The organism is Pseudomonas sp. LBUM1669 (assembly GCF_059695705.1).
On the sequence record NZ_CP166784.1, the window covers coordinates 784,259 to 809,955 of the forward strand.

Below are 25,697 nucleotides of genomic sequence, written 5' to 3' on the forward strand. Positions count from 1 at the left end.
GGAGCTGCGCATGAGCCTTATCCCGCATTTGATCAATGGCGAACTGGTGACCGAAGACGGTCGCACGGCTGACGTGTTCAACCCGTCCACTGGCCAGGCCATCCACAAGCTGCCGTTGGCCAGTCGCGAAACCATTCAGAAAGCCATCGACTCGGCCAAGGCTGCCTTCCCGGCCTGGCGTAACACGCCGCCGGCCAAACGTGCGCAGGTGATGTTCCGTTTCAAGCAACTGCTGGAACAGAACGAAGCACGCATCGCTCAGTTGATCAGTGAAGAGCATGGCAAGACGCTGGAAGACGCGGCGGGCGAGTTGAAGCGCGGTATCGAGAACGTTGAGTTCGCATGCGCAGCGCCGGAAATCCTCAAGGGTGAGTACAGCCGTAACGTCGGTCCGAACATTGATGCCTGGTCGGACTTCCAGCCGTTGGGCGTGGTAGCCGGTATCACTCCGTTCAACTTCCCGGCGATGGTGCCGCTGTGGATGTATCCGCTGGCAATTGTCTGCGGCAACTGCTTCATCCTCAAGCCGTCCGAGCGTGATCCGAGCTCTACGCTGCTGATTGCCCAGTTGTTGATCGAAGCAGGTCTGCCTAAAGGTGTGCTGAGTGTGGTGCACGGTGATAAGGCGGCAGTGGATGCGCTGATCGAAGCGCCGGAAGTCAAAGCGCTGAGTTTCGTGGGTTCGACGCCGATTGCCGAATACATCTATGCCGAAGGTACCAAGCGCGGCAAACGCGTCCAGGCACTGGGCGGCGCGAAGAACCATGCGGTGCTGATGCCGGATGCGGATCTGGACAACGCGGTCAGCGCACTGATGGGTGCAGCCTACGGTTCTTGCGGTGAGCGTTGCATGGCGATCTCGGTGGCCGTGTGTGTGGGTGACCAGGTGGCGGATGCGTTGGTGGCCAAGTTGGTGCCGCAAATCAAGGCGCTGAAAATCGGTGCGGGCACTTCTTGTGGGCTGGACATGGGGCCGCTGGTTTCCGGGCAGGCGCGCGATAAAGTCAGTGGCTATATAGAAGACGGCGTTTCTTCGGGTGCGTCCCTGGTTGTGGACGGTCGTGGTTTGAGCGTGGCCGGACATGAGGAAGGTTTCTTCCTGGGTGGCTGCCTGTTCGATAACGTCACGCGTGAGATGCGCATCTATAAAGAAGAGATCTTTGGGCCGGTGCTTTGCGTCGTTCGGGTCAACAGCCTGGAAGAGGCGATGCAGCTGATCAACGATCACGAGTATGGCAATGGTACCTGCATCTTCACCCGTGACGGGGAAGCGGCGCGGTTGTTCTGTGATGAGATCGAAGTCGGCATGGTCGGCGTCAACGTGCCGTTGCCGGTGCCAGTGGCTTATCACAGTTTCGGTGGCTGGAAGCGTTCGCTGTTTGGCGATCTGCATGCGTATGGCCCGGATGGCGTGCGTTTCTACACCCGTCGCAAGGCCATTACCCAGCGCTGGCCACAGCGTGCGAGCCATGAAGCGTCGCAATTCGCATTCCCTAGCTTGTAAGTAGAAGGGCAGAAGGCCGAGCCCTTTTGGGGCTCGGCCTTCGTGTTTTCGGGGTTTTTTGACCTATATGACAGAAATGTGAAATTAGGTGTTGACGGCAGATTCTGGAAGTCTATAATTCGCCCCACTTCCGGCGCAGTCGAAACGGAAAACTCCTTGGCAAACAAAGAGTTACGCAGTTTTCGGCAGCGAGTTGCTTCAGGTCATCGAAGCCCAGAAGGAGTTGGTCAGGCAGGGTTGTTTAGCTTGATTGACGATTCGATCTTCTCGGTCGAAAGCGGAGAAAAAGAGGTGTTGACAGCAGCGAGTAACGCTGTAGAATTCGCCTCCCGCTAACGAGAGATCGGAAGCGCAAGTGGTTGAAGTTGCAAAGGAAACTTTGAAAACTTCTGAAAATAACCGCTTGACAGCAACAGAGGCTGCTGTAGAATGCGCGCCTCGGTTGAGACGAAAGATCTTAACCAACCGCTCTTTAACAACTGAATCAAGCAATTCGTGTGGGTGCTTGTGGAGTCAGACTGATAGTCAACAAGATTATCAGCATCACAAGTTACTCCGCGAGAAATCAAAGATGTAACCAACGATTGCTGAGCCAAGTTTAGGGTTTCTTAAAAACCCAAAGATGTTTGAACTGAAGAGTTTGATCATGGCTCAGATTGAACGCTGGCGGCAGGCCTAACACATGCAAGTCGAGCGGCAGCACGGGTACTTGTACCTGGTGGCGAGCGGCGGACGGGTGAGTAATGCCTAGGAATCTGCCTGGTAGTGGGGGATAACGCTCGGAAACGGACGCTAATACCGCATACGTCCTACGGGAGAAAGCAGGGGACCTTCGGGCCTTGCGCTATCAGATGAGCCTAGGTCGGATTAGCTAGTTGGTGAGGTAATGGCTCACCAAGGCGACGATCCGTAACTGGTCTGAGAGGATGATCAGTCACACTGGAACTGAGACACGGTCCAGACTCCTACGGGAGGCAGCAGTGGGGAATATTGGACAATGGGCGAAAGCCTGATCCAGCCATGCCGCGTGTGTGAAGAAGGTCTTCGGATTGTAAAGCACTTTAAGTTGGGAGGAAGGGCATTTACCTAATACGTAAGTGTTTTGACGTTACCGACAGAATAAGCACCGGCTAACTCTGTGCCAGCAGCCGCGGTAATACAGAGGGTGCAAGCGTTAATCGGAATTACTGGGCGTAAAGCGCGCGTAGGTGGTTTGTTAAGTTGGATGTGAAATCCCCGGGCTCAACCTGGGAACTGCATTCAAAACTGACAAGCTAGAGTATGGTAGAGGGTGGTGGAATTTCCTGTGTAGCGGTGAAATGCGTAGATATAGGAAGGAACACCAGTGGCGAAGGCGACCACCTGGACTGATACTGACACTGAGGTGCGAAAGCGTGGGGAGCAAACAGGATTAGATACCCTGGTAGTCCACGCCGTAAACGATGTCAACTAGCCGTTGGGAGCCTTGAGCTCTTAGTGGCGCAGCTAACGCATTAAGTTGACCGCCTGGGGAGTACGGCCGCAAGGTTAAAACTCAAATGAATTGACGGGGGCCCGCACAAGCGGTGGAGCATGTGGTTTAATTCGAAGCAACGCGAAGAACCTTACCAGGCCTTGACATCCAATGAACTTTCCAGAGATGGATTGGTGCCTTCGGGAACATTGAGACAGGTGCTGCATGGCTGTCGTCAGCTCGTGTCGTGAGATGTTGGGTTAAGTCCCGTAACGAGCGCAACCCTTGTCCTTAGTTACCAGCACGTAATGGTGGGCACTCTAAGGAGACTGCCGGTGACAAACCGGAGGAAGGTGGGGATGACGTCAAGTCATCATGGCCCTTACGGCCTGGGCTACACACGTGCTACAATGGTCGGTACAGAGGGTTGCCAAGCCGCGAGGTGGAGCTAATCCCAGAAAACCGATCGTAGTCCGGATCGCAGTCTGCAACTCGACTGCGTGAAGTCGGAATCGCTAGTAATCGCGAATCAGAATGTCGCGGTGAATACGTTCCCGGGCCTTGTACACACCGCCCGTCACACCATGGGAGTGGGTTGCACCAGAAGTAGCTAGTCTAACCTTCGGGAGGACGGTTACCACGGTGTGATTCATGACTGGGGTGAAGTCGTAACAAGGTAGCCGTAGGGGAACCTGCGGCTGGATCACCTCCTTAATCGACGACATCAGCTGCTCCATAAGTTCCCACACGAATTGCTTGATTCATTGAAGAAGACGATAAGAAGCAGCCCGAAATTGGGTCTGTAGCTCAGTTGGTTAGAGCGCACCCCTGATAAGGGTGAGGTCGGCAGTTCGAATCTGCCCAGACCCACCAATTTTGTGTGGGAACCTGTAGAAATACGGGGCCATAGCTCAGCTGGGAGAGCGCCTGCCTTGCACGCAGGAGGTCAACGGTTCGATCCCGTTTGGCTCCACCACTACTGCTTCTGTTTGTTGAAAGCTTAGAAATGAGCATTCCATTGTGATGATGGTGAATGTTGATTTCTAGTCTTTGGCTAGATCGTTCTTTAAAAATTTGGGTATGTGATAGAAAGATAGACTGAACGTTACTTTCACTGGTAACGGATCAGGCTAAGGTAAAATTTGTGAGTTACTCTTAACTGAGTATTATCGAATTTTCGGCGAATGTCGTCTTCACAGTATAACCAGATTGCTTGGGGTTATATGGTCAAGTGAAGAAGCGCATACGGTGGATGCCTTGGCAGTCAGAGGCGATGAAAGACGTGGTAGCCTGCGAAAAGCTTCGGGGAGTCGGCAAACAGACTTTGATCCGGAGATGTCTGAATGGGGGAACCCAGCCATCATAAGATGGTTATCTTAAGCTGAATACATAGGCTTAAGAGGCGAACCAGGGGAACTGAAACATCTAAGTACCCTGAGGAAAAGAAATCAACCGAGATTCCCTTAGTAGTGGCGAGCGAACGGGGACTAGCCCTTAAGTGGCTTTGAGATTAGCGGAACGCTCTGGAAAGTGCGGCCATAGTGGGTGATAGCCCTGTACGCGAAAATCTCTTAGTCATGAAATCGAGTAGGACGGAGCACGAGAAACTTTGTCTGAATATGGGGGGACCATCCTCCAAGGCTAAATACTACTGACTGACCGATAGTGAACTAGTACCGTGAGGGAAAGGCGAAAAGAACCCCGGAGAGGGGAGTGAAATAGATCCTGAAACCGTATGCGTACAAGCAGTGGGAGCCCACTTTGTTGGGTGACTGCGTACCTTTTGTATAATGGGTCAGCGACTTATTTTCAGTGGCGAGCTTAACCGAATAGGGGAGGCGTAGCGAAAGCGAGTCTTAATAGGGCGTCTAGTCGCTGGGAATAGACCCGAAACCGGGCGATCTATCCATGGGCAGGTTGAAGGTTGGGTAACACTAACTGGAGGACCGAACCGACTACCGTTGAAAAGTTAGCGGATGACCTGTGGATCGGAGTGAAAGGCTAATCAAGCTCGGAGATAGCTGGTTCTCCTCGAAAGCTATTTAGGTAGCGCCTCATGTATCACTGTAGGGGGTAGAGCACTGTTTCGGCTAGGGGGTCATCCCGACTTACCAAACCGATGCAAACTCCGAATACCTACAAGTGCCGAGCATGGGAGACACACGGCGGGTGCTAACGTCCGTCGTGAAAAGGGAAACAACCCAGACCGTCAGCTAAGGTCCCAAAGTTATGGTTAAGTGGGAAACGATGTGGGAAGGCTTAGACAGCTAGGAGGTTGGCTTAGAAGCAGCCACCCTTTAAAGAAAGCGTAATAGCTCACTAGTCGAGTCGGCCTGCGCGGAAGATGTAACGGGGCTCAAACCATACACCGAAGCTACGGGTATCACTTAGGTGATGCGGTAGAGGAGCGTTCTGTAAGCCTGTGAAGGTGAGTTGAGAAGCTTGCTGGAGGTATCAGAAGTGCGAATGCTGACATGAGTAACGACAATGGGTGTGAAAAACACCCACGCCGAAAGACCAAGGTTTCCTGCGCAACGTTAATCGACGCAGGGTTAGTCGGTCCCTAAGGCGAGGCTGAAAAGCGTAGTCGATGGAAAACAGGTTAATATTCCTGTACTTCTGGTTATTGCGATGGAGGGACGGAGAAGGCTAGGCCAGCTTGGCGTTGGTTGTCCAAGTTTAAGGTGGTAGGCTGGAATCTTAGGTAAATCCGGGATTCTAAGGCCGAGAGCTGATGACGAGTGTTCTTTTAGAACACGAAGTGGTTGATGCCATGCTTCCAAGAAAAGCTTCTAAGCTTCAGGTAACCAGGAACCGTACCCCAAACCGACACAGGTGGTTGGGTAGAGAATACCAAGGCGCTTGAGAGAACTCGGGTGAAGGAACTAGGCAAAATGGCACCGTAACTTCGGGAGAAGGTGCGCCGGTGAGGGTGAAGGACTTGCTCCGTAAGCTCATGCCGGTCGAAGATACCAGGCCGCTGCGACTGTTTATTAAAAACACAGCACTCTGCAAACACGAAAGTGGACGTATAGGGTGTGACGCCTGCCCGGTGCCGGAAGGTTAATTGATGGGGTTAGCTAACGCGAAGCTCTTGATCGAAGCCCCGGTAAACGGCGGCCGTAACTATAACGGTCCTAAGGTAGCGAAATTCCTTGTCGGGTAAGTTCCGACCTGCACGAATGGCGTAACGATGGCGGCGCTGTCTCCACCCGAGACTCAGTGAAATTGAAATCGCTGTGAAGATGCAGTGTATCCGCGGCTAGACGGAAAGACCCCGTGAACCTTTACTATAGCTTTGCACTGGACTTTGAATTTGCTTGTGTAGGATAGGTGGGAGGCTTTGAAGCGTGGACGCCAGTTCGCGTGGAGCCAACCTTGAAATACCACCCTGGCAACTTTGAGGTTCTAACTCAGGTCCGTTATCCGGATCGAGGACAGTGTATGGTGGGTAGTTTGACTGGGGCGGTCTCCTCCTAAAGAGTAACGGAGGAGTACGAAGGTGCGCTCAGACCGGTCGGAAATCGGTCGTAGAGTATAAAGGCAAAAGCGCGCTTGACTGCGAGACAGACACGTCGAGCAGGTACGAAAGTAGGTCTTAGTGATCCGGTGGTTCTGTATGGAAGGGCCATCGCTCAACGGATAAAAGGTACTCCGGGGATAACAGGCTGATACCGCCCAAGAGTTCATATCGACGGCGGTGTTTGGCACCTCGATGTCGGCTCATCACATCCTGGGGCTGAAGCCGGTCCCAAGGGTATGGCTGTTCGCCATTTAAAGTGGTACGCGAGCTGGGTTTAGAACGTCGTGAGACAGTTCGGTCCCTATCTGCCGTGGACGTTTGAGATTTGAGAGGGGCTGCTCCTAGTACGAGAGGACCGGAGTGGACGAACCTCTGGTGTTCCGGTTGTCACGCCAGTGGCATTGCCGGGTAGCTATGTTCGGAATAGATAACCGCTGAAAGCATCTAAGCGGGAAACTAGCCTCAAGATGAGATCTCACTGGGACCTTGAGTCCCCTGAAGGGCCGTCGAAGACTACGACGTTGATAGGTTGGGTGTGTAAGCGCTGTGAGGCGTTGAGCTAACCAATACTAATTGCCCGTGAGGCTTGACCATATAACACCCAAGCAATTTGCAAGCTTTGAGCTGAAAAGCGAAAGAGCACCAGATTGCGGTGTGTGAAGACGAAACGAACCGAAAGTTCGAAAGACTCACAAAACACCGAGATCTATCACATACCCATTCGCTGGAGCGTAATCCGTAAGGAGAACGACCTGGCTACCGAATTTCTTGACGACCATAGAGCATTGGAACCACCTGATCCCATCCCGAACTCAGCAGTGAAACGATGCATCGCCGATGGTAGTGTGGGGTTTCCCCATGTGAGAGTAGGTCATCGTCAAGATTAAATTCCGAAACCCCTATCTGCGTATGCAGGTAGGGGTTTTGTTTTGTTCGCAGGAAAGTTCGTACAGCAACATCGGACGGCTCCCGGCTGTCACAGTCTCCCGACAATGCTAAGGTTCGGCCCTAGCTTTTGTATTTTCCCAAGGAAGCCTTTATGCCGGACGCGACGTCCCTCAGTGCTGGTTTTATGGTGGTTCACGGTAATCGACTGGACGAGTTGCGTAGCCTGGTGGTCAGCTGGATGCGGCGCTACCCGCTGGCTCCCTTGGAAAATGAAATCGCCCTGGTACAGAGCAACGGCATCGCCCAGTGGCTGAAACTGGCTCTGGCTGAAGACCCTGAAGAAGACGACATGGGCGGCTGCGGCATTGCAGCAGCCATCGACGTTCAACTTCCGGGCAGCTTCATGTGGCAGCTCTATCGCATGGTTTTGGGCCGTGATGAAATTCCGGTTAAATCCCTGCTCGATAAGGCCCCACTGACCTGGCGGTTGATGCGTCTGCTTCCGCAGCTGATCAATCAACCGCATTTCGAACCGCTGCAACGCTTCCTTACCAATGACTCCGATCTACGTAAACGCTACCAGTTGTCCGAGCGGCTGGCGGATCTGTTCGACCAATATCAGGTATACCGGGCCGACTGGCTCGAAGATTGGGCGGAAGGTCGTCATCAATTGCGAAACGGCCGAGGCGAAGCCAAGCCCCTGACCCCAGCCAACTGCTGGCAGGCAGAGTTGTGGCGTGCGCTGTTGCTGGATGTGGGTGAGCAAGGCATGGCGCAAAGCCGTGCCGGTGTGCATCAACGGTTCATCGAACGTATCAAGAGCCTCGACGTGGCACCCAGTGGATTACCTTCTCGGGTGATCGTTTTCGGGATCTCCTCTCTCCCGGCACAAGCGCTCGAAGCTCTCGCCGGACTAGCGCGATTCGGCCAGGTTCTGCTTTGCGTACACAACCCATGTCGTCACCATTGGGCAGACATCGTCGCCGATAAAGACCTATTGCGGCATCAATACAAACGCCAGGCTCGCAAGAGCGGTATGCCTGTTGTGCTTGATCCGCAAACTCTTCACCAACATGCTCACCCGCTATTGGCGGCATGGGGCAAGCAGGGGCGGGACTATATCAATCTGCTCGACAGCTACGACGATCCCAACAGCTACCGCTCGGCATTTCGTGATGGGCGAATCGACTTGTTCAGTGATAGCCAGCCACAGACCCTGCTTAACCAGTTGCAGGACGACATCCTTGAACTGCGCCCCCTGAACGAAACCCGCGAACTCTGGCCGCCTGTCGATCTCAATCAGGACGAATCCATTCGTTTCCACATCGCTCATAGCGCCCAGCGCGAAGTGGAGATCCTCCACGATCAGTTGCTCGCACGCTTCAGTGCCGATCCAGACTTGAAACCTCGCGACGTGATAGTGATGGTTCCGGACATCGACAGCTACGCTCCGCATATCCGTGCAGTATTCGGTCAACTTGATCGCTTCGATCCGCGCTTCATTCCCTTCACACTGGCGGATCAAGGCCAGCGCGGTCGTGATCCGCTGCTGATTGCTGTCGAGCATCTACTCAAGCTACCTGACAGCCGCTTCCCCGTGAGCGAGATCCTCGATTTGCTGGACGTTCCCGCATTGCGCGCTCGCTTCGGTGTAGAGGAACGTGACCTGCCCACCCTGCATCGCTGGATCGAAGGTGCTGGTATTCGCTGGGGAATGAATGCCGAGCAGCGTGCAGGTTTGGGCTTGCCGGCAGAACTGGAGCAAAACAGTTGGCGTTTTGGCCTGCGCCGGATGCTGCTCGGTTATGCCGTCGGCACTGCCGCTGCCTGCGAAGGCATTGAGCCTTACGACGAGATTGGCGGTCTGGATGCTGCGCTCATCGGTCCTTTGGTTGCGCTGCTGGACGCGTTGGAAATTGCCCACCAGGAGCTGACTCAACCGGCACCGCCCAAGCAATGGGCCGTCAGGATGCAGGCTTTGGTGCAGTTGTTCTTTCAGGCCAGCAATGAGCATGACGACTACTTGCTGGGCCAACTTGAAGAGCTGCGGGAAACCTGGCTCGATACCTGCGAATCAGTGGGCTTGCATGATGAGTTGCCTTTGACCGTGGTCCGTGAAGCCTGGCTGGCAGGCCTCGACCAGGGCCGCCTGTCCCAGCGCTTCCTGGCCGGGGCGGTCAATTTCTGCACCTTGATGCCGATGAGGGCGATCCCCTTCAAACTCGTTTGTCTGCTCGGGATGAATGACGGAGATTACCCGCGCGCACAACCACCGCTGGACTTCGATCTCATGGGCAGCGACTACCGCCCAGGTGATCGTTCCCGGCGTGAGGATGACCGCTATCTCTTGTTGGAAGCCCTGTTGTCGGCACGTGACCAACTCTATATCAGTTGGGTCGGCCGCAGCATTCGTGACAATAGCGAGCGCCCGGCCTCGGTACTGATTGGCCAACTGCGCGATCATCTCGCAGGCGGCTGGCGATTACAGGTCGACAGTGAAAAGCTGCTGGAATCCTTGACTCAGGAACACCCGCTGCAACCCTTCAGTGCTCGCTATTTTCATGAAGGTGGTGACCTGTTCAGCTTCGCCAGCGAGTGGCAGGTGCTTCATCAAGCCAGTGAACAGGCAACGGACATCAAGGTCCTTGATGCCTATGTTCAGGAAGAGCCGTTGAGCCTCGGTCAATTGCAGGACTTCCTGCGCAATCCCGTGCGACATTTTTTCAGTCAGCGACTCAAGGTTTTCTTCGAAGCGGCTGAAGCACCGTTGGCCGATGAAGAGCCCTTTGTACTCGATGCCCTCCAGCGCTATAGCCTTAGTGACAGCTTGCTCGAAGCGGCGCTAGGACAACTGGATCACGCCGATCAAGCGCTTGAGGCCCAGGCTAAACGTTTGCAAAACAGTGGGCTCTTGCCCATGGCCGGTTTCGGCGAATGCCTGCAGCGAGAATTGATCGAGCCATTGCCGGATCTGTTGCAGCGTTATCAACAACTCCTTGCGTTGTGGCCGACACCGCTAACCAGTGCGTTGCCAGTCAACCTGGAGTTCGAAGGTCTGCGCCTTGAAGGCTGGCTCAGTGACCTGCACCAACGTGCGGATGGCGGTTTGTTGGCGGTTACCACGATTCCCAACAGCATCGGCTCGATCAAGACCCGCAAGTGGCATCGGCTGACGCGACCTTGGGTCAATCACATTGTCGCTTGCGCCAGCGGCATGTCGATGACCACCGCGTTGGTCGCCAGTGACGACAGTCTGCTACTGGCCCCTTTGGAGCAGGGCGCTGCACGTCATGCCCTGAGTAACCTGTTGCAAGCATGGCAAACCGGCATGCGCCAATCCCTCCCGATTGCCGTGAAAACCGCCTTCGCATGGCTCTCTCAAACTGACCCGGTCAAAGCCGATGCCGCCGCTCGCAAAGCCTATGAAGGTGACGGTCAAACCACCGACGGCGAACGCCGTGAAAGCCCGGCACTGGCCCGGCAGTTCGCCGACTACGACGCTCTGACCGCCGAGGAGACCTTTCCCGATTGGTGCAACGCCTTGTACAAACCAATGCTTGAAGCCCCCTGGCGTTCATTGACCAGCGAGGAGGCGCGCTCATGACCACGAAAACACCACTGGCCCTGGCTTTTCCCTTGAGCGGCAGCCAACTGATCGAAGCCAGCGCCGGTACCGGCAAGACGTTCACCATTTCTGCGCTGTACCTGCGTCTGGTCCTCGGTCACGGTGGCGAATCGAGTGGTTTTGGGCGTGAACTGTTGCCGCCACAAATCCTCGTTGTCACGTTCACCGATGCCGCGACCAAAGAGCTGCGCGAACGTATTCGCACCCGTCTGGCAGAGGCGGCCCGATACTTTCGTGACGAGACTCAGGCACCCGATAGCCTCATCGCGGAATTGCGTGACCAGTACCTCCCTGAACAGTGGTCCGGCTGTGCGAACCGTCTGGACATTGCCGCACAGTGGATGGATGAAGCCGCCGTCTCGACCATTCACAGTTGGTGCCAGCGCATGTTGCGCGAGCACGCCTTTGACAGTGGCAGCCTGTTTACCCAGACCCTGGAAACCGATCACAGCGACTTGCTGGGCGAAGTCCTGCGCGATTACTGGCGGCTGTTCTGTTACCCGATGCAAGGTGATGCACTCAACTGGGTGCGGGGTAATTGGGGGGGGCCGGCGGCGTTATTGCCGCGAGTACGCAGTTTGTTTGCCAGTGAGCGTGACAGCGTTGAAGGCAAGGAGCCTGCCGAGCTGATCGTTGAGTGCTTGCAGGAACGGCGATTGGCCTTGCTCGAACTCAAGATGCCCTGGCGCCAATGGGCGGACGAGCTGCTTGCCATCTGTCACCAAGGTGTTGCGAGCAAAAGTGTCGACGGTCGAAAGATGCAGGCACGTTATTTCGAACCCTGGTTCGAAAAGCTCAAAGCCTGGGCTGAAGATGAATCCCTTGAGCAACTGGACATCGGCACCGGCTTCACTCGCCTGACGCCTGACGGCATGGCCGAAGCCTGGAAAGGCGACGCCCCCAGTCATCCGGGGCTGGACGCCATGCCCAGGCTCAAGGCCAGCCTCGACGGCTTGCCAACCCCCGACGCGGCCGTTCTGCAACATGCCGCGCAGTGGGTCGGAGCCCGGTTCGAGGAAGAAAAACGTCGCCGCGCGGAAATGGGCTTCGATGACATGCTGCTGCGCCTCGATGCGGCGTTGCAATCCGAGGGTGGTGAACGCCTGGCGACCCTGATTCGCGAGCAGTTTCCGGTGGCGCTGATCGATGAGTTCCAGGACACCGACCCGGTGCAGTACCGGATTTTCGAAAGCATCTATCGCATCGAAGACAACAACCCTGAATGCGGCCTGTTTCTGATCGGCGACCCCAAGCAAGCGATCTACGCCTTTCGCGGCGCCGACATCTACACCTACCTGCGCGCCCGCCAGGCCACCGCCGGCCGTCTGCATACCCTGGGGACGAATTTCCGTTCCAGCCATGGCATGGTCAATGCGGTGAACCATGTGTTCGAGCGCGCGGAGTCTCGTGAGCTGGGGCGCGGTGCGTTTCTGTTTCGTGAAAAGAATGGTGAGAACCCGGTACCGTTCCTGCCCGTCGAGTCCCAAGGGCGCAAAGAAGTTCTGCACATCAATGGCCATCTCGTGCCGGCTCTGAACATCTGGCACCTGTCCGCCGATCAGCCGCTGTCCGGCGCGCAATACCGACAAAAACTCGCCGCCGCGTGCGCCAGTGAAATCACCGCGTTACTCAATGGTGGCCAGGAAGGTCGGGCAGGTTTCATAGAGAAGGACAAGGATTTCCGGGGCCTGCTGCCCGCGGACATCGCCATTCTGGTTCGCGACGGCAAAGAGGCCCAGGCCGTGCGTAGCGAACTGTCTGCACGCGGGGTGCGCAGCGTTTATCTGTCGGACAAGGATTCGGTGTTCGCCGCTCAAGAAGCCCACGACCTGCTGACTTGGCTCAAAGCCTGTGCCGAACCGGATGTCGAGCGACCGCTGCGAGCCGCTTTGGCCAGCATCACGCTGAACCTTTCCCTGGCGGAACTGGAGCGGCTGAATCAGGACGAACTGGCCTGGGAAGCGCGGGTCATGCAGTTCCGCGGTTATCGCGAGCTGTGGCGCAAGCAAGGCGTGCTGCCCATGTTGCGGCGCTTGCTGCATGACTTCCAGTTGCCCCGGTCGTTGATCGCGCGCAGCGACGGCGAACGTGTACTGACTAACTTGCTGCACCTGTCCGAGCTATTGCAACAAGCCGCTGCCGAACTCGACGGCGAGCAAGCGTTGATTCGTCATTTGTCTGAGCATCTGGCGTTATCCGGTCAGGCCGGTGAAGAACAGATCCTGCGTCTGGAAAGCGACGAGCAACTGGTCAAGGTCGTGACCATTCACAAGTCCAAGGGGCTTGAGTATCCCTTGGTGTTTCTGCCGTTCATTTGCTCGGCGAAACCGGTGGATGGCAGCCGTTTGCCGCTGCATTACCACGATGCAAACGGCAAGGCGCAGGTGACCTTGAAGCCGACTGCCGAGTTGATCGCCCTGGCCGATGAGGAGCGTCTGGCCGAGGATCTGCGGTTGCTCTATGTCGCCCTGACCCGGGCGCAACATGCCTGCTGGCTGGGTGTAACCGATCTCAAACGCGGCAATAACAACAGCTCGGTGCTGCACCTTTCTGCGTTGGGATACTTGTTGGGCGGCGGGGCGCTATTGGCTGAATCCGCAGGCTTGAAACGCTGGCTCGAAGATCTACAACAGGACTGCCCGGCACTTCTATACGGTGATATGCCGCCAGCAACGGCCGAGCATTACCATCCGCCACGCAATGACGCGACGTTGCTTGCGCCGCTGATACCCAAGCGCAAAGCCAGTGAAAACTGGTGGATTGCTTCGTACAGTGCCTTGCGCATCGGCGACAGCCTGAGCGTGGGCAGTGACGAAGCCCCGGAGAACCCGCAGGCGCAAAAGCTCTTTGACGACGAACGCCTCGATCCGCAGGCGCCACGAGAAGTGGCTGCCGGTGGTGCCGATATCCATCGATTCCCCCGCGGCCCCAACCCCGGCACCTTTCTCCATGGTTTGCTGGAGTGGGCCGGTGATGAAGGTTTTTCTGCTGCACCACAAGTCGTGGAAGATGCCATTGCCCGCCGCTGCAATCGCCGTGGCTGGGAAGGCTGGATCAGCACCCTGAGCGATTGGCTGCAACACTTGCTCAAGTCTTCGTTGCACCTTGGCGGGGGGCTGGCTCCGGTCGTGTTCGAGCAGCTCACTCAATACCGCGTCGAGATGGAATTCTGGTTCGCCAGTCATAAAGTCGACGTGCTCAAGCTTGATGAATTGGTGCGACAACATACGCACAACGGCGTCGCTCGGGTCGCCGCTGAACCGGTCTTGCTCAACGGCATGTTCAAGGGCTTCATCGACCTGACGTTCGAGCACGACGGTCGTTATTACGTCGCCGACTACAAATCCAACTGGCTGGGGCCCGATGACGCGGCGTACACCGAGCAGGCCATGGAGCAGTCGATTCTCGACAATCGTTACGACCTGCAATACGTGTTGTACCTGTTGGCCCTGCATCGCCAGCTCAAGGCGCGGCTTGCCGACTACGATTACGACCGGCATGTCGGTGGCGCGCTGTACCTGTTCTTGCGCGGCACACGGGCATCAACCCAGGGCGTCTATTTCGCCCGTCCACCCAGAGAGCTGATCGAGCGTCTGGATCGACTCTTCCAGGGCAAGCCAGTGCCCAAGACCGAACCCGCCTGGGAACAGGGAGTACTGCTATGAGCCGCACCTTCGCCGATTTGCTGCCCACGCCATTGGCAGCCGAAAGCCTGGCGGATCTGGCGCCCCTGAGTCGCGCCGATGACTTGTTACTGTTACTGGCACGCTGGGTTGAACGCGGCTGGCTGCGGGCTCTGGATAAGGCCTTTGTGGCCTTCCTCCACGAGCTTGCCCCCGACGACGATCCGTTGGTGTTGCTCGCCGCCGCATTGACCAGTCACCAATTGGGTCACGGCCATGTCTGCCTGGACCTGTTCGAGACGCTCAAGGAGCCGGATTTCGCCCTGTCGTTGCCACCGGAGGGCGATCTGCAAAGCGGCGCGATGGTGTTGCCATCGCAATTGCTTGAAACGCTGGATGGCGCCCATTGGTGCAAGGTCCTGGCGTCCAGCCGTCTGGTGGCTCTGGCGGTCGATGGTCGTGAGGCTGCGCAATCACGGCCCTTGGTTTTATCGGGCAAGCGCCTGTACCTGCGTCGCTACTGGGCTTACGAAAGGCGCATCGACAACGCCCTGCGTCTGCGCCTGGCTGAACACGAAACAACGCCCAATGACTTGCCCGGGCGACTCACTGGCTTATTCGGTCCAGCCAGCCCCGGCGACGTGATCGACTGGCAGAAACTCGCCTGTGCCCTGGCTACCCGCAGTGCATTCAGCATCGTCACCGGCGGCCCGGGGACCGGTAAAACCACCACGGTCGTGCGCTTGCTGGCATTGCTCCAGGCCCCGGCAGTGGAGGCTGGTAAACCGCTGCGCATCCGTCTTGCCGCACCCACCGGCAAAGCGGCGGCACGGCTGACAGAGTCCATCAGCCAGCAAGTCCGGACGCTGGAAGTCGATGAATCCGTAAGAAACAAGATCCCCTCTGACGTGACTACCGTGCACCGCTTGCTTGGCAGTCGCCCCGGTACCCGGCACTTCCGTCACCATGCCGGTAATCGCTTGCCGCTGGATGTGCTGGTGGTGGACGAAGCCTCGATGATTGACCTGGAGATGATGGCCAATCTGCTCGACGCGATGCCGGCCCATGCCCGGCTGGTGTTGCTCGGTGACAAGGACCAGTTGGCATCGGTAGAGGCCGGCGCCGTGCTCGGTGATTTGTGCCGCGACGCCGAGGCCGGTTGGTACAGCCCGCAGACGCGCCAGTGGCTGGAGACAGTCAGTGGTGAAAGCCTGGTGGCCAGCGGTTTGCAGGAAGACGCTGACGCAAGTCACCCCCTGGCCCAGCAAGTGGTGATGCTGCGTCACTCGCGCCGGTTCGGTGAGGGCAGTGGCATTGGCCAGTTGGCGCGTTGGGTTAACCAGCAACAACCGGAGGAAGCCCGCACGTTGCTGGCTGCTCGAAGTCATGCCGACGTGTTTTCCCTGCCCCTCAAAGGTGAGCACGATCGGGCGCTCGAAAGCTTGCTGCTCGAAGGCCATGGCGACGGACCGCAAGGCTATCGCCATTACCTGAGTCTGCTTCGCAGCCAACGGCCACCGCTCGACAGTCTGCTCGAAGACTCACGCTGGACCGATTGGGCGCGTCAGGTATTGCAAGCTTTCGACGCCTTCCAGTTGTTGTGCGCGGTACGCAAAGGGCCATGGGGCGTGGAGGGATTGAATCAACGTGTGACCGCCGCGCTGCTCAAGGCTCGACTGATCGACAGCGACCAGCAGTGGTACGAAGGCCGACCCGTATTGATGACGCGTAATGACTATGGCCTGGGGTTGATGAACGGAGATATCGGCATTGCCCTCAAACTGCCGGAACGTGATGGACCCGATGCAGGCAAGCAAGTCCTGCGTGTGGCGTTCCCGCGCAATGATGGCCAAGGTGGCGTGCGATTCGTTCTGCCCAGTCGACTCAACGATGTCGAGACGGTTTATGCCATGACCGTACACAAATCCCAGGGCTCGGAGTTTGCCCATACGGCGTTGATTCTGCCGGATGCCCTGAACCCTGTGCTCACCAAGGAACTGATCTACACCGGGATCACCCGGGCCAAGAACTGGTTGACCTTGATCGAGCCGCGTGCCGGGGTGTTCGAGGAGGCGGTGCGACGCAAGGTCAAACGCTTGAGCGGGTTGATGCTGGAGTTGGAAGATGGGATTGAGCCGAGCCATTGAATGGGTGGCGCTGGACGACGGAAACTGTCTGAAGTGCCGTAGTGCGCCGCCTCGCTGGGGTGCCAACGCTATGCTATCGTTGCGGCATCATTTCGTAACATCGAAGAGAATCCCGCATGAAGGTGGCTGTCTGGACGACAGGGCGCGTCGTTGGCCGCAAGCAAGTGCTGCTCGCGGGGTTTCTCTGTTTGCTGACCGGTGTTGTGTTCGCTCAATCGGAAACCCCGGTGAGCATGGCCGACCAACGCGCCAGATCGGTCACTCAGGTTGTCCTCGGAATTCTCAGTTACGCGCGCTGGCCTGTTGAGCCTGCACGACTGCGCCTGTGTGTGGTCGGCCCTACCGAATACACCGACGATCTGGTCAAGGGCACGACCCAGGCCACCGGCCGGTCCGTCACCGTGCGTCGGCTGTTGGCCGACAATCCGTCGATTGTCGGTGAATGCGATGCGGTGTACATCGGCAAGTTGACCGACGACGAGCGCCGCCAACTCTTTGCTTCGCTGACAGGACGCCCGGTGTTGAGCATCAGCGAGAGCGATGATCAATGCACCGTCGGCAGTCTGTTTTGCCTCAGGGTCACTGATGATCAGGTGTCTTTCGAGGTCAACCTCGACTCCGTCGCCCGCAGCGGCGTGCGCATTCACCCCAGTGTGCTGCAACTGTCCCGCCGCAAGCCGGCGGCGCCATGAGTCTATTCAAACCGGGTAGTCGCCCAACCTTGCGCTCGGTCATTGGCCGCGGACATTTGATCGTCGCCCTGGTAGGCGTGGCCATGGCCAGCCTCTCGCTGACACTGTTGGGTGTGTTGGCCTTGCGGGTGTATGCCGACCACAACCTGCACCTGATCGCACGCTCGATCAATTACACAGTGGAAGCCGCCGTGGTGTTCAACGACAAAGCCGCAGCCACTGAGGCCCTGGCATTGATCGCCTCCACTGAAGAAGTCGCTGACGCCAAGGTGCTGGATGAAAAAGGCCGGTTACTGGCCCGTTGGCAGCGACCGGAAAGCGGATTGTTCTCCGATCTGGAATTGCAGATCGCCAAAGCCTTTCTGGAAAAACCCATCGACATGCCGATCGTTCATCAAGGTCGGGAAATCGGCAGCATCCAGCTAACGGGGCACGGCGGCAGTCTGTTGCGCTTCTTGCTCAGCGGTCTGGTGGGAATCGTCCTGTGCACAGCGATCAGCGCCTGGGTCGCACTCTATCTGGCGCGCCGACAACTTCGCGGGATTACGGGGCCTCTGCGAAGCCTGGCCGCTGTAGCCCACGCCGCCCGCAGCGATCGAGCCTTCGACCGGCGCGTGCCACCCGCCGATATCGCTGAACTCGACAACCTGGGCAACGACTTCAATGCCTTGCTCGATGAACTCGAGTCCTGGCAGACCCACCTGCAAAGCGAAAACGAAACCCTGGCGCACCAGGCCAGCCACGACAGTCTCACCGGACTACCGAACCGGGCGTTTTTCGAAGGCCGACTGATTCGCGCGCTGCGCAATGCCCACAAGCTCAATGAACGCGTGGCTGTGCTGTTTCTCGACAGCGATCGTTTCAAGGAAATCAATGACAGCTTCGGTCATGCCGCCGGTGACGCCGTGCTGGTCGCCGTCGCCAGCAGGGTTCGGGCGCAGTTGCGTGAAGAGGATCTGGTGGCGCGTCTGGGCGGCGACGAGTTTGCAGTGCTGCTGACGCCGCTGCATAAAACCGAAGACGCCGAGCGGATTGCTGACAAGATCCTCGCCAGCATGGAAGTCCCAATCCCGTTACCGGGTCATACCCAGGTCCTGACTTCACTCAGTATCGGTATTGCCGTGTACCCGGATCATGGTGCCACCCCGGGCGCGTTGCTCAATGCCGCCGATGCGGCGATGTACCAGGCCAAGCGCCTTTCCCGCGGTGCGCAGCACACGTCCGGGTCGGAGCACCCGGTCGCCCACGTACAAACCAGGAGCTAAATGGTCGTGTCCTCAATCACCCAGCGTTCCCTGCGATTTTTCGCAATCACCTTGTTCATGGCCATGCTGGCATTGACCGGGTGCCAGACCGCACCGCAAAAGGGGCTGACCCCGGCGCAAATCACTGTACTCAAACAGCAAGGCTTCGAGCTGACTGATGAGGGCTGGGCGTTCGGTCTATCCGGCAAAGTACTGTTTGGCAGTGATGACGACAGCTTGAACGCCGCCAGTACCGGGATCGTCCAACAGATCGGCAAGGCCCTGCTGGGTGTCGGCATCGAGCGAGTGCGGGTCGACGGTCACACCGATGCTTCGGGCAAAGAGTCCTATAACGAACAGCTCTCCCTGCGTCGCGCAAAAAGCGTCGGCAAGGTGCTGACCACGGTGGGCATGAAAGAAGAAAACATCCAGCTGCGCGGTCTTGGCAGCAGTCAGCCGGTGACGTCGAACGACACCGCCTCTGGCCGCACCGAAAACCGCCGGGTATCGATCGTGGTGAGCGCCGATTAGTCGGCGAACAGCATCTCCCGGTTTTCGCCCATCAACAGACTCTGATTTTGCTCAGTGACGGCGCGGATGTAATCCCACAACAGGGTAATCCGCTTGAGCTTGCGCAGGTCCTCCCGGCAGTACATCCAGAACTGCCGGGTGATGTTGATCTCTTCCGGCAACACCGGCAGCAAGCGCGGGTCCTGAGCCGCGAGGAAGCACGGCAGAATCGCCAATGACCGTCCTTGCTGCGCCGCCACGAATTGCGCGATCACGCTGGTGCTGCGCAAGTTGGCGCTGGCGCCGGGCAACACATTCGCCAGGTACAACAGCTCCGAGCTGAACGCCAGATCGTCGACATAACTGATGAATGAATGCTTGCCCAAGTCTGCCGGGCGGCGGATCGGTGGGTGCTTGTCCAGGTAATCCTGCGTCGCATAGAGCTGCAGTTTGTAGTCGCAGAGTTTGCAGCAGACGTAAGGGCCATGCTCCGGGCGCTCCAGGGCGATGACGATGTCCGCCTCGCGCTTGGACAGGCTGATGAAGTGCGGCAGCGGCAAGATGTCCACCGAGATCGCCGGGTAGGCGTCGACGAAATGGCTCAACTGCGGGGTAATGAAAAAACTGCCGAAGCCTTCGGTGCAACCCATGCGCACATGCCCGGACAGCGCCACGCCGGAGCCTGAAACCTGTTCGCAGGCCATGTGCAGCGTGCTTTCAATCGATTCCGCGTAACCCAGCAACCGCTGACCTTCGGCGGTCAGGACAAAACCGCTGGTCCGGGACTTCTCGAACAGCAGCGTACCCAATGCCGCTTCCAACGAACTGATGCGCCGCGACACGGTGGTGTAGTCCACCGCCAGACGTTTGGCCGCAGTGCTGGCCTTGCGGGTGCGGGCGACTTCGAGGAAAAACTTGAGGTCATCCCAGTTCAACGAGCCTAACGACGTGATGTTTTTTTGCATGATGGACCGGCTTTTATGTGCGTTCTTATTAGAAGTTTGCACATCTATACTCCAAAAACAGTCCGACAACCAATTCGCGACACACGCCTCATCTCAAGGCGACTTATCCGCCTTGGCTCCCTGCATAACAATAAGTATTGGAGACCAGCATGAACGCATCGCTCACGCCCAACGAAACCACTGTCCAGACCGTCAAGTTGTTGATCAACGGCGAGTGGGTCGAGTCCCAGACCACCGAGTGGCACGACATCGTTAACCCGGCGACCCAGCAAGTGCTGGCCAAGGTTCCGTTCGCCACCGCGCAGGAAGTGGACGCCGCGATCAGCGCTGCCCATCGCGCCTTCCAGACCTGGAAGCTGACGCCGATCGGCGCGCGGATGCGCATCATGCTTAAGCTCCAGGCGTTGATTCGCGAACACTCCAAGCGCATCGCCGTGGTGCTCAGCAACGAACAAGGCAAGACCATCGCCGACGCTGAAGGCGATATCTTCCGCGGCCTGGAAGTGGTCGAACACGCCTGCTCCATCGGCAGCCTGCAAATGGGCGAGTTCGCCGAGAACGTCGCGGGTGGCGTCGATACCTACACCCTGCGTCAGCCAATCGGCGTCTGCGCCGGCATCACCCCGTTCAACTTCCCGGCGATGATTCCGCTGTGGATGTTCCCGATGGCCATCGCCTGCGGCAACACCTTCGTGCTCAAGCCGTCCGAACAGGACCCGATGTCGACCATGCTGCTGGTGGAACTGGCGATCGAGGCCGGCGTTCCGGCCGGCGTGCTCAACGTGGTTCATGGCGGCAAGGACGTGGTGGACGCGCTCTGCACCCACAAGGACATTAAGGCTGTTTCCTTCGTCGGTTCGACCGCTGTCGGCACTCACGTCTACGACCTGGCCGGCAAACACGGCAAGCGTGTGCAATCGATGATGGGCGCGAAGAACCATGCCGTGGTGCTGCCGGATGCCAATCGCGTACAAGCGCTCAATGCGCTGGTTGGCGCCGGTTTCGGTGCCGCTGGGCAACGTTGCATGGCCACTTCGGTGGTGGTGTTGGTGGGCGCGGCCAAGCAATGGCTGCCTGACCTGAAAGCACTGGCGCAGAAACTCAAGGTGAACGCCGGCAGCGAGCCGGGCACTGATGTGGGGCCGGTGATTTCCAAAAAAGCCAAGGCGCGGATTCTCGACCTGATCGAGAGCGGCATCAAGGAAGGCGCCAAGCTTGAGTTGGATGGTCGCGACGTTACCGTTCCAGGCTTCGAGAAGGGCAACTTTGTCGGCCCGACCCTGTTCTCCGGCGTGACGCCCGAGATGCAGATCTACACCCAGGAAATCTTCGGCCCGGTGCTGGTGGTCCTGGAAGTCGACACCCTCGATGAGGCCATCGCGCTGGTCAACGCCAACCCGTTCGGCAACGGCACAGGCCTGTTCACCCAAAGCGGTGCGGCGGCGCGTAAGTTCCAGACCGAAATCGACGTCGGTCAGGTCGGCATCAACATTCCGATTCCGGTGCCGGTCCCGTTCTTCAGCTTCACCGGTTCGCGCGGCTCCAAACTGGGCGACCTCGGTCCGTATGGCAAGCAAGTGGTGCAGTTCTACACTCAGACCAAGACGGTCACCAGTCGCTGGTTCGATGACGACAGCGTCAACGACGGTGTGAACACCACCATCAACTTGCGTTAAGGAGCGGGACATGAAAATCGCTTTTATCGGTCTCGGCAACATGGGCGCGCCGATGGCGCGCAACCTGATCAAGGCCGGCCACGCACTGAGCCTGGTGGACCTGAACAAAACCGTTCTGGCCGAGCTGGAACAACTGGGCGGCAGCATCAGCGCTTCGGCCCGAGAAGCGGCGCAAGGTGCGGAACTGGTGATCACCATGCTGCCAGCTGCTGTGCATGTGCGCAGCGTCTGGCTGGGTGAGGATGGTGTGCTCGCCGGTATCGGCAAAGGCGTGCCGGCCGTGGATTGCAGCACCATCGATCCACAGACGGCGCGAGATGTGGCGGCAGCCGCGGCCAAGCAAGGCGTGGCCATGGCCGATGCACCGGTCTCTGGTGGTACGGGCGGGGCAGCGGCCGGGACGCTGACTTTCATGGTCGGCGCCACCCCTGAACTGTTCGCCACCCTGCAACCGGTATTGGCTCAGATGGGCCGCAACATCGTTCATTGCGGCGAAGTCGGCACCGGGCAGATCGCCAAGATCTGCAATAACTTGCTGCTGGCGATTTCGATGGTCGGCGTCAGTGAAGCCATGGCGTTGGGCGATGCCCTCGGCATCGACACCACCGTGCTGGCCGGGATCATCAACAGTTCCACCGGGCGTTGCTGGAGTTCGGAGATGTACAACCCGTGGCCCGGCATCGTCGAAACGGCGCCGGCCTCGCGCGGTTATACCGGCGGTTTCGGTGCAGAACTGATGCTCAAGGATCTGGGGCTGGCGACTGAGGCGGCCCGTCAGGCGCACCAGCCGGTGGTGCTCGGCGCAGTGGCCCAGCAGTTGTATCAGGCGATGAGCCAGCGCGGGGAGGGGAGTAAAGACTTCTCGGCGATCATCAACAGCTATCGAAAACCTCAGTAAGCAGTTTTTCTGAGGCGAATGGTTAGAAGCTTTTGTGGCGAGGGAGCTTGCTCCCGCTGGTTCGCGAAGCGGACCCAGGTTCAGCGAATGCGGTGCTTCAGAAAGGCCGCATTTGCTGATTTTGCGGCTGCTTCGCAACCGAGCGGGAGCAAACTCCCTCGCCACAGGTTATGCGAATTTACCGGGAGACAACGTCGGGTGGTCTTCCGGTTTTTTGCATCAGGCAAACACGAAATACTTGCGCACGGTTTCAACCACTTCCCACGTGCCTTTCATCCCCGGCTCGATGACGAAAATATCACCGGCACGCAGATGGATCGGCTCTTTGCCTTCCGGGGTGATGATGCAATACCCCTCGCGGAAATCGCAGTATTCCCACTTCACGTATTCCACATACCACTTACCCGGCGTGCAGATCCAGGTGCCCATGATCTTGCTGCCGTCTTCGCTGGTGTAGGCGTTGAGGTTGACGGTGTGCGGGTCGCCTTCGAGTTTTTCCCATTTGCAGGCATCGAGCACCGGCAGCGGATGAGTGTCGCGAAGAACGGTAATAGGTGCGGTCATGTGGACTCCGGGGCAGTGGATTAGAGAACTGAAGCCGCACCCTATAGCGCCCCGCACTCGGTCAGTTGTCTGTGCTCGACACTCAGTTACCCAGAAGCGCTGTGCCGGTTTGCACGGATTGGCTTGTAATCCCTCCAGAAGCATTGTTTGACGACTGCGCTGATATAGAACAACAGTTGTAAAGTTATAACTAATTTACTTGTTAGGTTTTTATTCTTTATGCGTCTGTCCTGCGAGCCGGAAGTTAATACTTTTAGGTCTGCCCATGTTTAGCCATCGAGACACTCCGTGCCCCACCATACGCATCCTTTGTTAAGTAAATAAGTCGAGTGGCGCAAGGCTTCGCACCAACCGAGGGCAGTGCGCAGGCCCCTCCGTGCGGAGGTCTCAAGTCATTAAAAAACTTTAAATAGTTCGTTGACTCTCCCCTTAAGGGCAGAGTTTAGATTTCTGCCGCGTGAGAAGTTTCTGTGGGAATAGTTACTTCTCGTATACGGAATTCATGAAGCAATCACGATATAAGGAGATAGAGATGAACAATCCATTGGAACTGGAAAACGTCATTGCCAGCACCCGCGAGATCCTCGCGCAACTGTTGGTGATGAGCGCCGAGGATATCGATGAGAACAGCAGCATCGTCGAGGACCTCAGCGCCGATTCACTGGACATCGTCGACCTGAGCTTTCAACTGGGTCGTCAGTATGGCTGCACCTTGCCCAAAACCAGTGTGCTGGATCACGCCGTCGCTGTTTGCGGCGACGCCAGCGAGTTCCTGGTCAGCGGTCGCATCACTGAGAACGGCAAGGCCTTGCTTGAACAGAGTCTGAGCGCCTACTCCCCGGATCAACTCAAGGCCGGTATGCAACCGGCGCAAGTGTTTGCCGCCACCACCGTGCGCAACTGGGCGCAACAGTGCCGCAACCTCTTCAACTACCTGCCGCAAAGTTGCCCTGACTGCGGCGCTCATCAAGCCGTGTTGAACGAACGTCAGCAAGTGGTCTGTGGCGCTTGCAGTGCGCGGCTGGTGCCGGCCGATGGCGATGAGGTTTCGCGCCGACTGGTGGAGCAATTTGTGGCCACTCACGTCAAAGAGACGGTGTAGGAGTTCTCATGCGGACACGAGAAGTCTATGTGACCGGATTCGGTCTGGTGGCGCCCATGGCGCTGGACGCCGCCACGTTGTTCGAGCGGATCTGCCAGAAGCAGTCCTGTGTTCGCGAACATCCACGGTTCAAGGCGCTGGGCTTCAACAACAGCGCGGCCGGGTTTATCGACGACGGCCAGTGGAAGCAGATCGCCGCGGGATTCGGCGGCAATGCCACGCTGCATCCGCGGCAAAGCGTGCTGGCCGAGTTTGTCGCCCGACAAGCCACGCAGCACGCCGGCCTGACCCCGGCAGACTTTGCTCATGCCCGCAGCGGATTGTTCCTGGGGGCCAACAAGTACTGCGCGGACAGTCACGATCTGCATCGCGCCAGTCGCTGCATGGATGAGGCCGGGCGTGTCGATCTGGATCTACTGCTGGATAACCCGGCGGCGTCGCGCGCGGTTTTCGGGCGCCGGGTCGATCAGCAAACCCTGCACCTGGCCGAGCGGCTCGGTATCCGCGATCACATTTCGACCCACTCCGATGCCTGCGCCGCCGGCACCATGGCGATTGGTAGCGCCTATCGGGCGATCGAGCGCGGCGAAATCGACCTGGCCATTTGCGGCGCAGTCGAACTGATGGCCAACGAGTTGCCGTATTACATGTTCAACAGCCTCGGCGCGCTGTGCCAGGCGGACCTGCCGGCAAGCGAGCAAAGCCGACCCTTCATGCCGGACCGCAGCGGCTTCGTGATCAGCGAGGGCGCAGCCATGGTCATTCTCGAATCCGCCGAGCATGCGCAGCGTCGCAAAGCCACGCCATTGGGGCGAGTGCTGGGTTACGCGAATGTGTGCGAGGCACAGAAAATGACCTCCAGCAGCCGGGATGGCAGCAAATACGAGGAATGCATGGAAGCCGCAATCGAGGACGCCGGGCTGCTCAGCAGCGCCGTGCAACACGTCAACACCCATGGCACGTCCACCCAGGCCAACGATAGCTGTGAGGCCTTGGCCTTGCAGCGGGTGTTCGGCGAGTGTCAGGAACACGTGACGTTTACTGCCAACAAATCGGCCATCGGTCACTCCTTGGCGGGCAGCGGCGCGATTGAAGCGGTGCTGTCGCTGATCAGCCTGCGGGACGGAGTGCTGTTGCCGACCTTGAACTACGATCACGACCGCGCCGAATACCCCACGCTGAAATTTCTCAGCGAGCCGATGCGCCAGTCGATCAACGTAGTGATGTCCAACTCGTTCGGTTTCGGCGGCGTCAACAGCTCGCTGGTTCTGGGGAGGGCATGA

13 protein-coding genes, 2 tRNA genes and 3 rRNA genes are annotated in these 25,697 nt (G+C 57.9%); 16 read left to right on the forward strand and 2 right to left on the reverse strand.

Going from position 1 to position 25,697, the window contains the following annotated elements:
• Positions 1-10 precede the first annotated feature (10 nt).
• The 12 genes from ACA051_RS03495 (at position 11) to yfiB (ending at position 19,230) form a co-directional block, all read left to right on the forward strand.
• Entirely contained in the window at positions 11-1,504 is a 1,494-nt protein-coding gene (locus tag ACA051_RS03495) for a CoA-acylating methylmalonate-semialdehyde dehydrogenase (protein WP_497307681.1), read from the forward strand.
• Positions 1,505-2,132: 628 nt separating this feature from the next.
• Positions 2,133-3,671 (forward strand): 16S ribosomal RNA (locus tag ACA051_RS03500).
• 82 nt (positions 3,672-3,753) lie between these two features.
• Positions 3,754-3,830, forward strand: a tRNA-Ile gene (locus tag ACA051_RS03505).
• Positions 3,831-3,857: 27 nt separating this feature from the next.
• Positions 3,858-3,933, forward strand: a tRNA-Ala gene (locus ACA051_RS03510).
• A gap of 249 nt (positions 3,934-4,182) precedes the next feature.
• A 23S ribosomal RNA gene (locus ACA051_RS03515) occupies positions 4,183-7,074 on the forward strand.
• A gap of 173 nt (positions 7,075-7,247) precedes the next feature.
• Positions 7,248-7,363: ribosomal RNA gene (rrf, locus tag ACA051_RS03520) — 5S ribosomal RNA — on the forward strand.
• Together the 16S, 23S and 5S rRNA genes with 2 tRNA genes alongside form the textbook arrangement of a ribosomal RNA operon.
• Positions 7,364-7,519: 156 nt before the next feature.
• A complete protein-coding gene (gene recC, locus ACA051_RS03525; protein ID WP_497373517.1) occupies positions 7,520-10,972 on the forward strand; it encodes an exodeoxyribonuclease V subunit gamma in 3,453 nt (1,150 codons plus the stop codon).
• Positions 10,969-14,658, forward strand: coding sequence for an exodeoxyribonuclease V subunit beta (recB, locus tag ACA051_RS03530; protein WP_497373519.1), 3,690 nt, complete (start codon positions 10,969-10,971; stop codon positions 14,656-14,658). Before recC ends, recB begins: the two co-directional genes overlap by 4 nt.
• Positions 14,655-16,763, forward strand: a complete 2,109-nt coding sequence (gene recD, locus ACA051_RS03535; protein ID WP_497373521.1) for an exodeoxyribonuclease V subunit alpha — start codon at positions 14,655-14,657, stop codon at positions 16,761-16,763. Before recB ends, recD begins: the two co-directional genes overlap by 4 nt.
• Before the next feature lie 116 nt (positions 16,764-16,879).
• Entirely contained in the window at positions 16,880-17,455 is a 576-nt protein-coding gene (yfiR, locus tag ACA051_RS03540) for a regulatory sequestration protein YfiR (RefSeq protein ID WP_497307689.1), read from the forward strand.
• Positions 17,452-18,720, forward strand: a complete 1,269-nt coding sequence (dgcN, locus tag ACA051_RS03545; protein ID WP_497307691.1) for a diguanylate cyclase DgcN/YfiN — start codon at positions 17,452-17,454, stop codon at positions 18,718-18,720. The genes yfiR and dgcN overlap by 4 nt, the downstream gene beginning before the upstream one ends.
• Positions 18,721-19,230, forward strand: a complete 510-nt coding sequence (gene yfiB / locus ACA051_RS03550) for an outer membrane lipoprotein YfiB (RefSeq protein ID WP_497373523.1) — start codon at positions 18,721-18,723, stop codon at positions 19,228-19,230. It begins immediately after the preceding gene.
• Here yfiB and ACA051_RS03555 read toward each other — a convergent pair.
• Positions 19,227-20,174 carry a LysR family transcriptional regulator gene (locus ACA051_RS03555; RefSeq protein WP_497373525.1) on the reverse strand — a complete coding sequence of 316 codons (948 nt, stop codon included), beginning with the start codon at positions 20,172-20,174 and terminating at the stop codon, positions 19,227-19,229. The two genes, yfiB and ACA051_RS03555, sit on opposite strands and share 4 nt — an antisense overlap.
• Positions 20,175-20,323: 149 nt before the next feature.
• Between ACA051_RS03555 and ACA051_RS03560 the strand changes: the two genes are divergently transcribed.
• Both ACA051_RS03560 and mmsB read left to right on the forward strand, forming a co-directional pair.
• Positions 20,324-21,850 carry a CoA-acylating methylmalonate-semialdehyde dehydrogenase gene (locus tag ACA051_RS03560; protein ID WP_497373527.1) on the forward strand — a complete coding sequence of 509 codons (1,527 nt, stop codon included), beginning with the start codon at positions 20,324-20,326 and terminating at the stop codon, positions 21,848-21,850.
• 10 nt (positions 21,851-21,860) lie between these two features.
• Entirely contained in the window at positions 21,861-22,748 is an 888-nt protein-coding gene (gene mmsB, locus ACA051_RS03565) for a 3-hydroxyisobutyrate dehydrogenase (RefSeq protein WP_497373528.1), read from the forward strand.
• 219 nt (positions 22,749-22,967) lie between these two features.
• Here mmsB and ACA051_RS03570 read toward each other — a convergent pair whose 3' ends face one another.
• Positions 22,968-23,312 (reverse strand): cupin domain-containing protein, encoded by a 345-nt coding sequence (locus ACA051_RS03570; protein WP_007946320.1) that lies wholly within the window; start codon positions 23,310-23,312, stop codon positions 22,968-22,970.
• A 532-nt stretch (positions 23,313-23,844) separates the two neighbouring features.
• Between ACA051_RS03570 and ACA051_RS03575 the strand changes: the two genes are divergently transcribed.
• On the forward strand, positions 23,845-24,414 hold the full coding sequence (locus tag ACA051_RS03575) for an acyl carrier protein (protein ID WP_497307711.1): 570 nt from the start codon (positions 23,845-23,847) through the stop codon (positions 24,412-24,414).
• An 8-nt stretch (positions 24,415-24,422) separates the two neighbouring features.
• On the forward strand, positions 24,423-25,697 hold the full coding sequence (locus tag ACA051_RS03580) for a beta-ketoacyl-[acyl-carrier-protein] synthase family protein (protein WP_497373530.1): 1,275 nt from the start codon (positions 24,423-24,425) through the stop codon (positions 25,695-25,697).

Coding starts and splice junctions, on each gene's coding strand:
- ACA051_RS03495 (WP_497307681.1), top strand. CDS start 11: ATGAGCCTTATCCCGCATTTGATCAATGGCGAACTGGTGACCGAAGAC.
- recC (WP_497373517.1), top strand. CDS start 7,520: ATGCCGGACGCGACGTCCCTCAGTGCTGGTTTTATGGTGGTTCACGGT.
- recB (WP_497373519.1), top strand. CDS start 10,969: ATGACCACGAAAACACCACTGGCCCTGGCTTTTCCCTTGAGCGGCAGC.
- recD (WP_497373521.1), top strand. CDS start 14,655: ATGAGCCGCACCTTCGCCGATTTGCTGCCCACGCCATTGGCAGCCGAA.
- yfiR (WP_497307689.1), top strand. CDS start 16,880: ATGAAGGTGGCTGTCTGGACGACAGGGCGCGTCGTTGGCCGCAAGCAA.
- dgcN (WP_497307691.1), top strand. CDS start 17,452: ATGAGTCTATTCAAACCGGGTAGTCGCCCAACCTTGCGCTCGGTCATT.
- yfiB (WP_497373523.1), top strand. CDS start 18,721: ATGGTCGTGTCCTCAATCACCCAGCGTTCCCTGCGATTTTTCGCAATC.
- ACA051_RS03555 (WP_497373525.1), bottom strand. CDS start 20,174: ATGCAAAAAAACATCACGTCGTTAGGCTCGTTGAACTGGGATGACCTC.
- ACA051_RS03560 (WP_497373527.1), top strand. CDS start 20,324: ATGAACGCATCGCTCACGCCCAACGAAACCACTGTCCAGACCGTCAAG.
- mmsB (WP_497373528.1), top strand. CDS start 21,861: ATGAAAATCGCTTTTATCGGTCTCGGCAACATGGGCGCGCCGATGGCG.
- ACA051_RS03570 (WP_007946320.1), bottom strand. CDS start 23,312: ATGACCGCACCTATTACCGTTCTTCGCGACACTCATCCGCTGCCGGTG.
- ACA051_RS03575 (WP_497307711.1), top strand. CDS start 23,845: ATGAACAATCCATTGGAACTGGAAAACGTCATTGCCAGCACCCGCGAG.
- ACA051_RS03580 (WP_497373530.1), top strand. CDS start 24,423: ATGCGGACACGAGAAGTCTATGTGACCGGATTCGGTCTGGTGGCGCCC.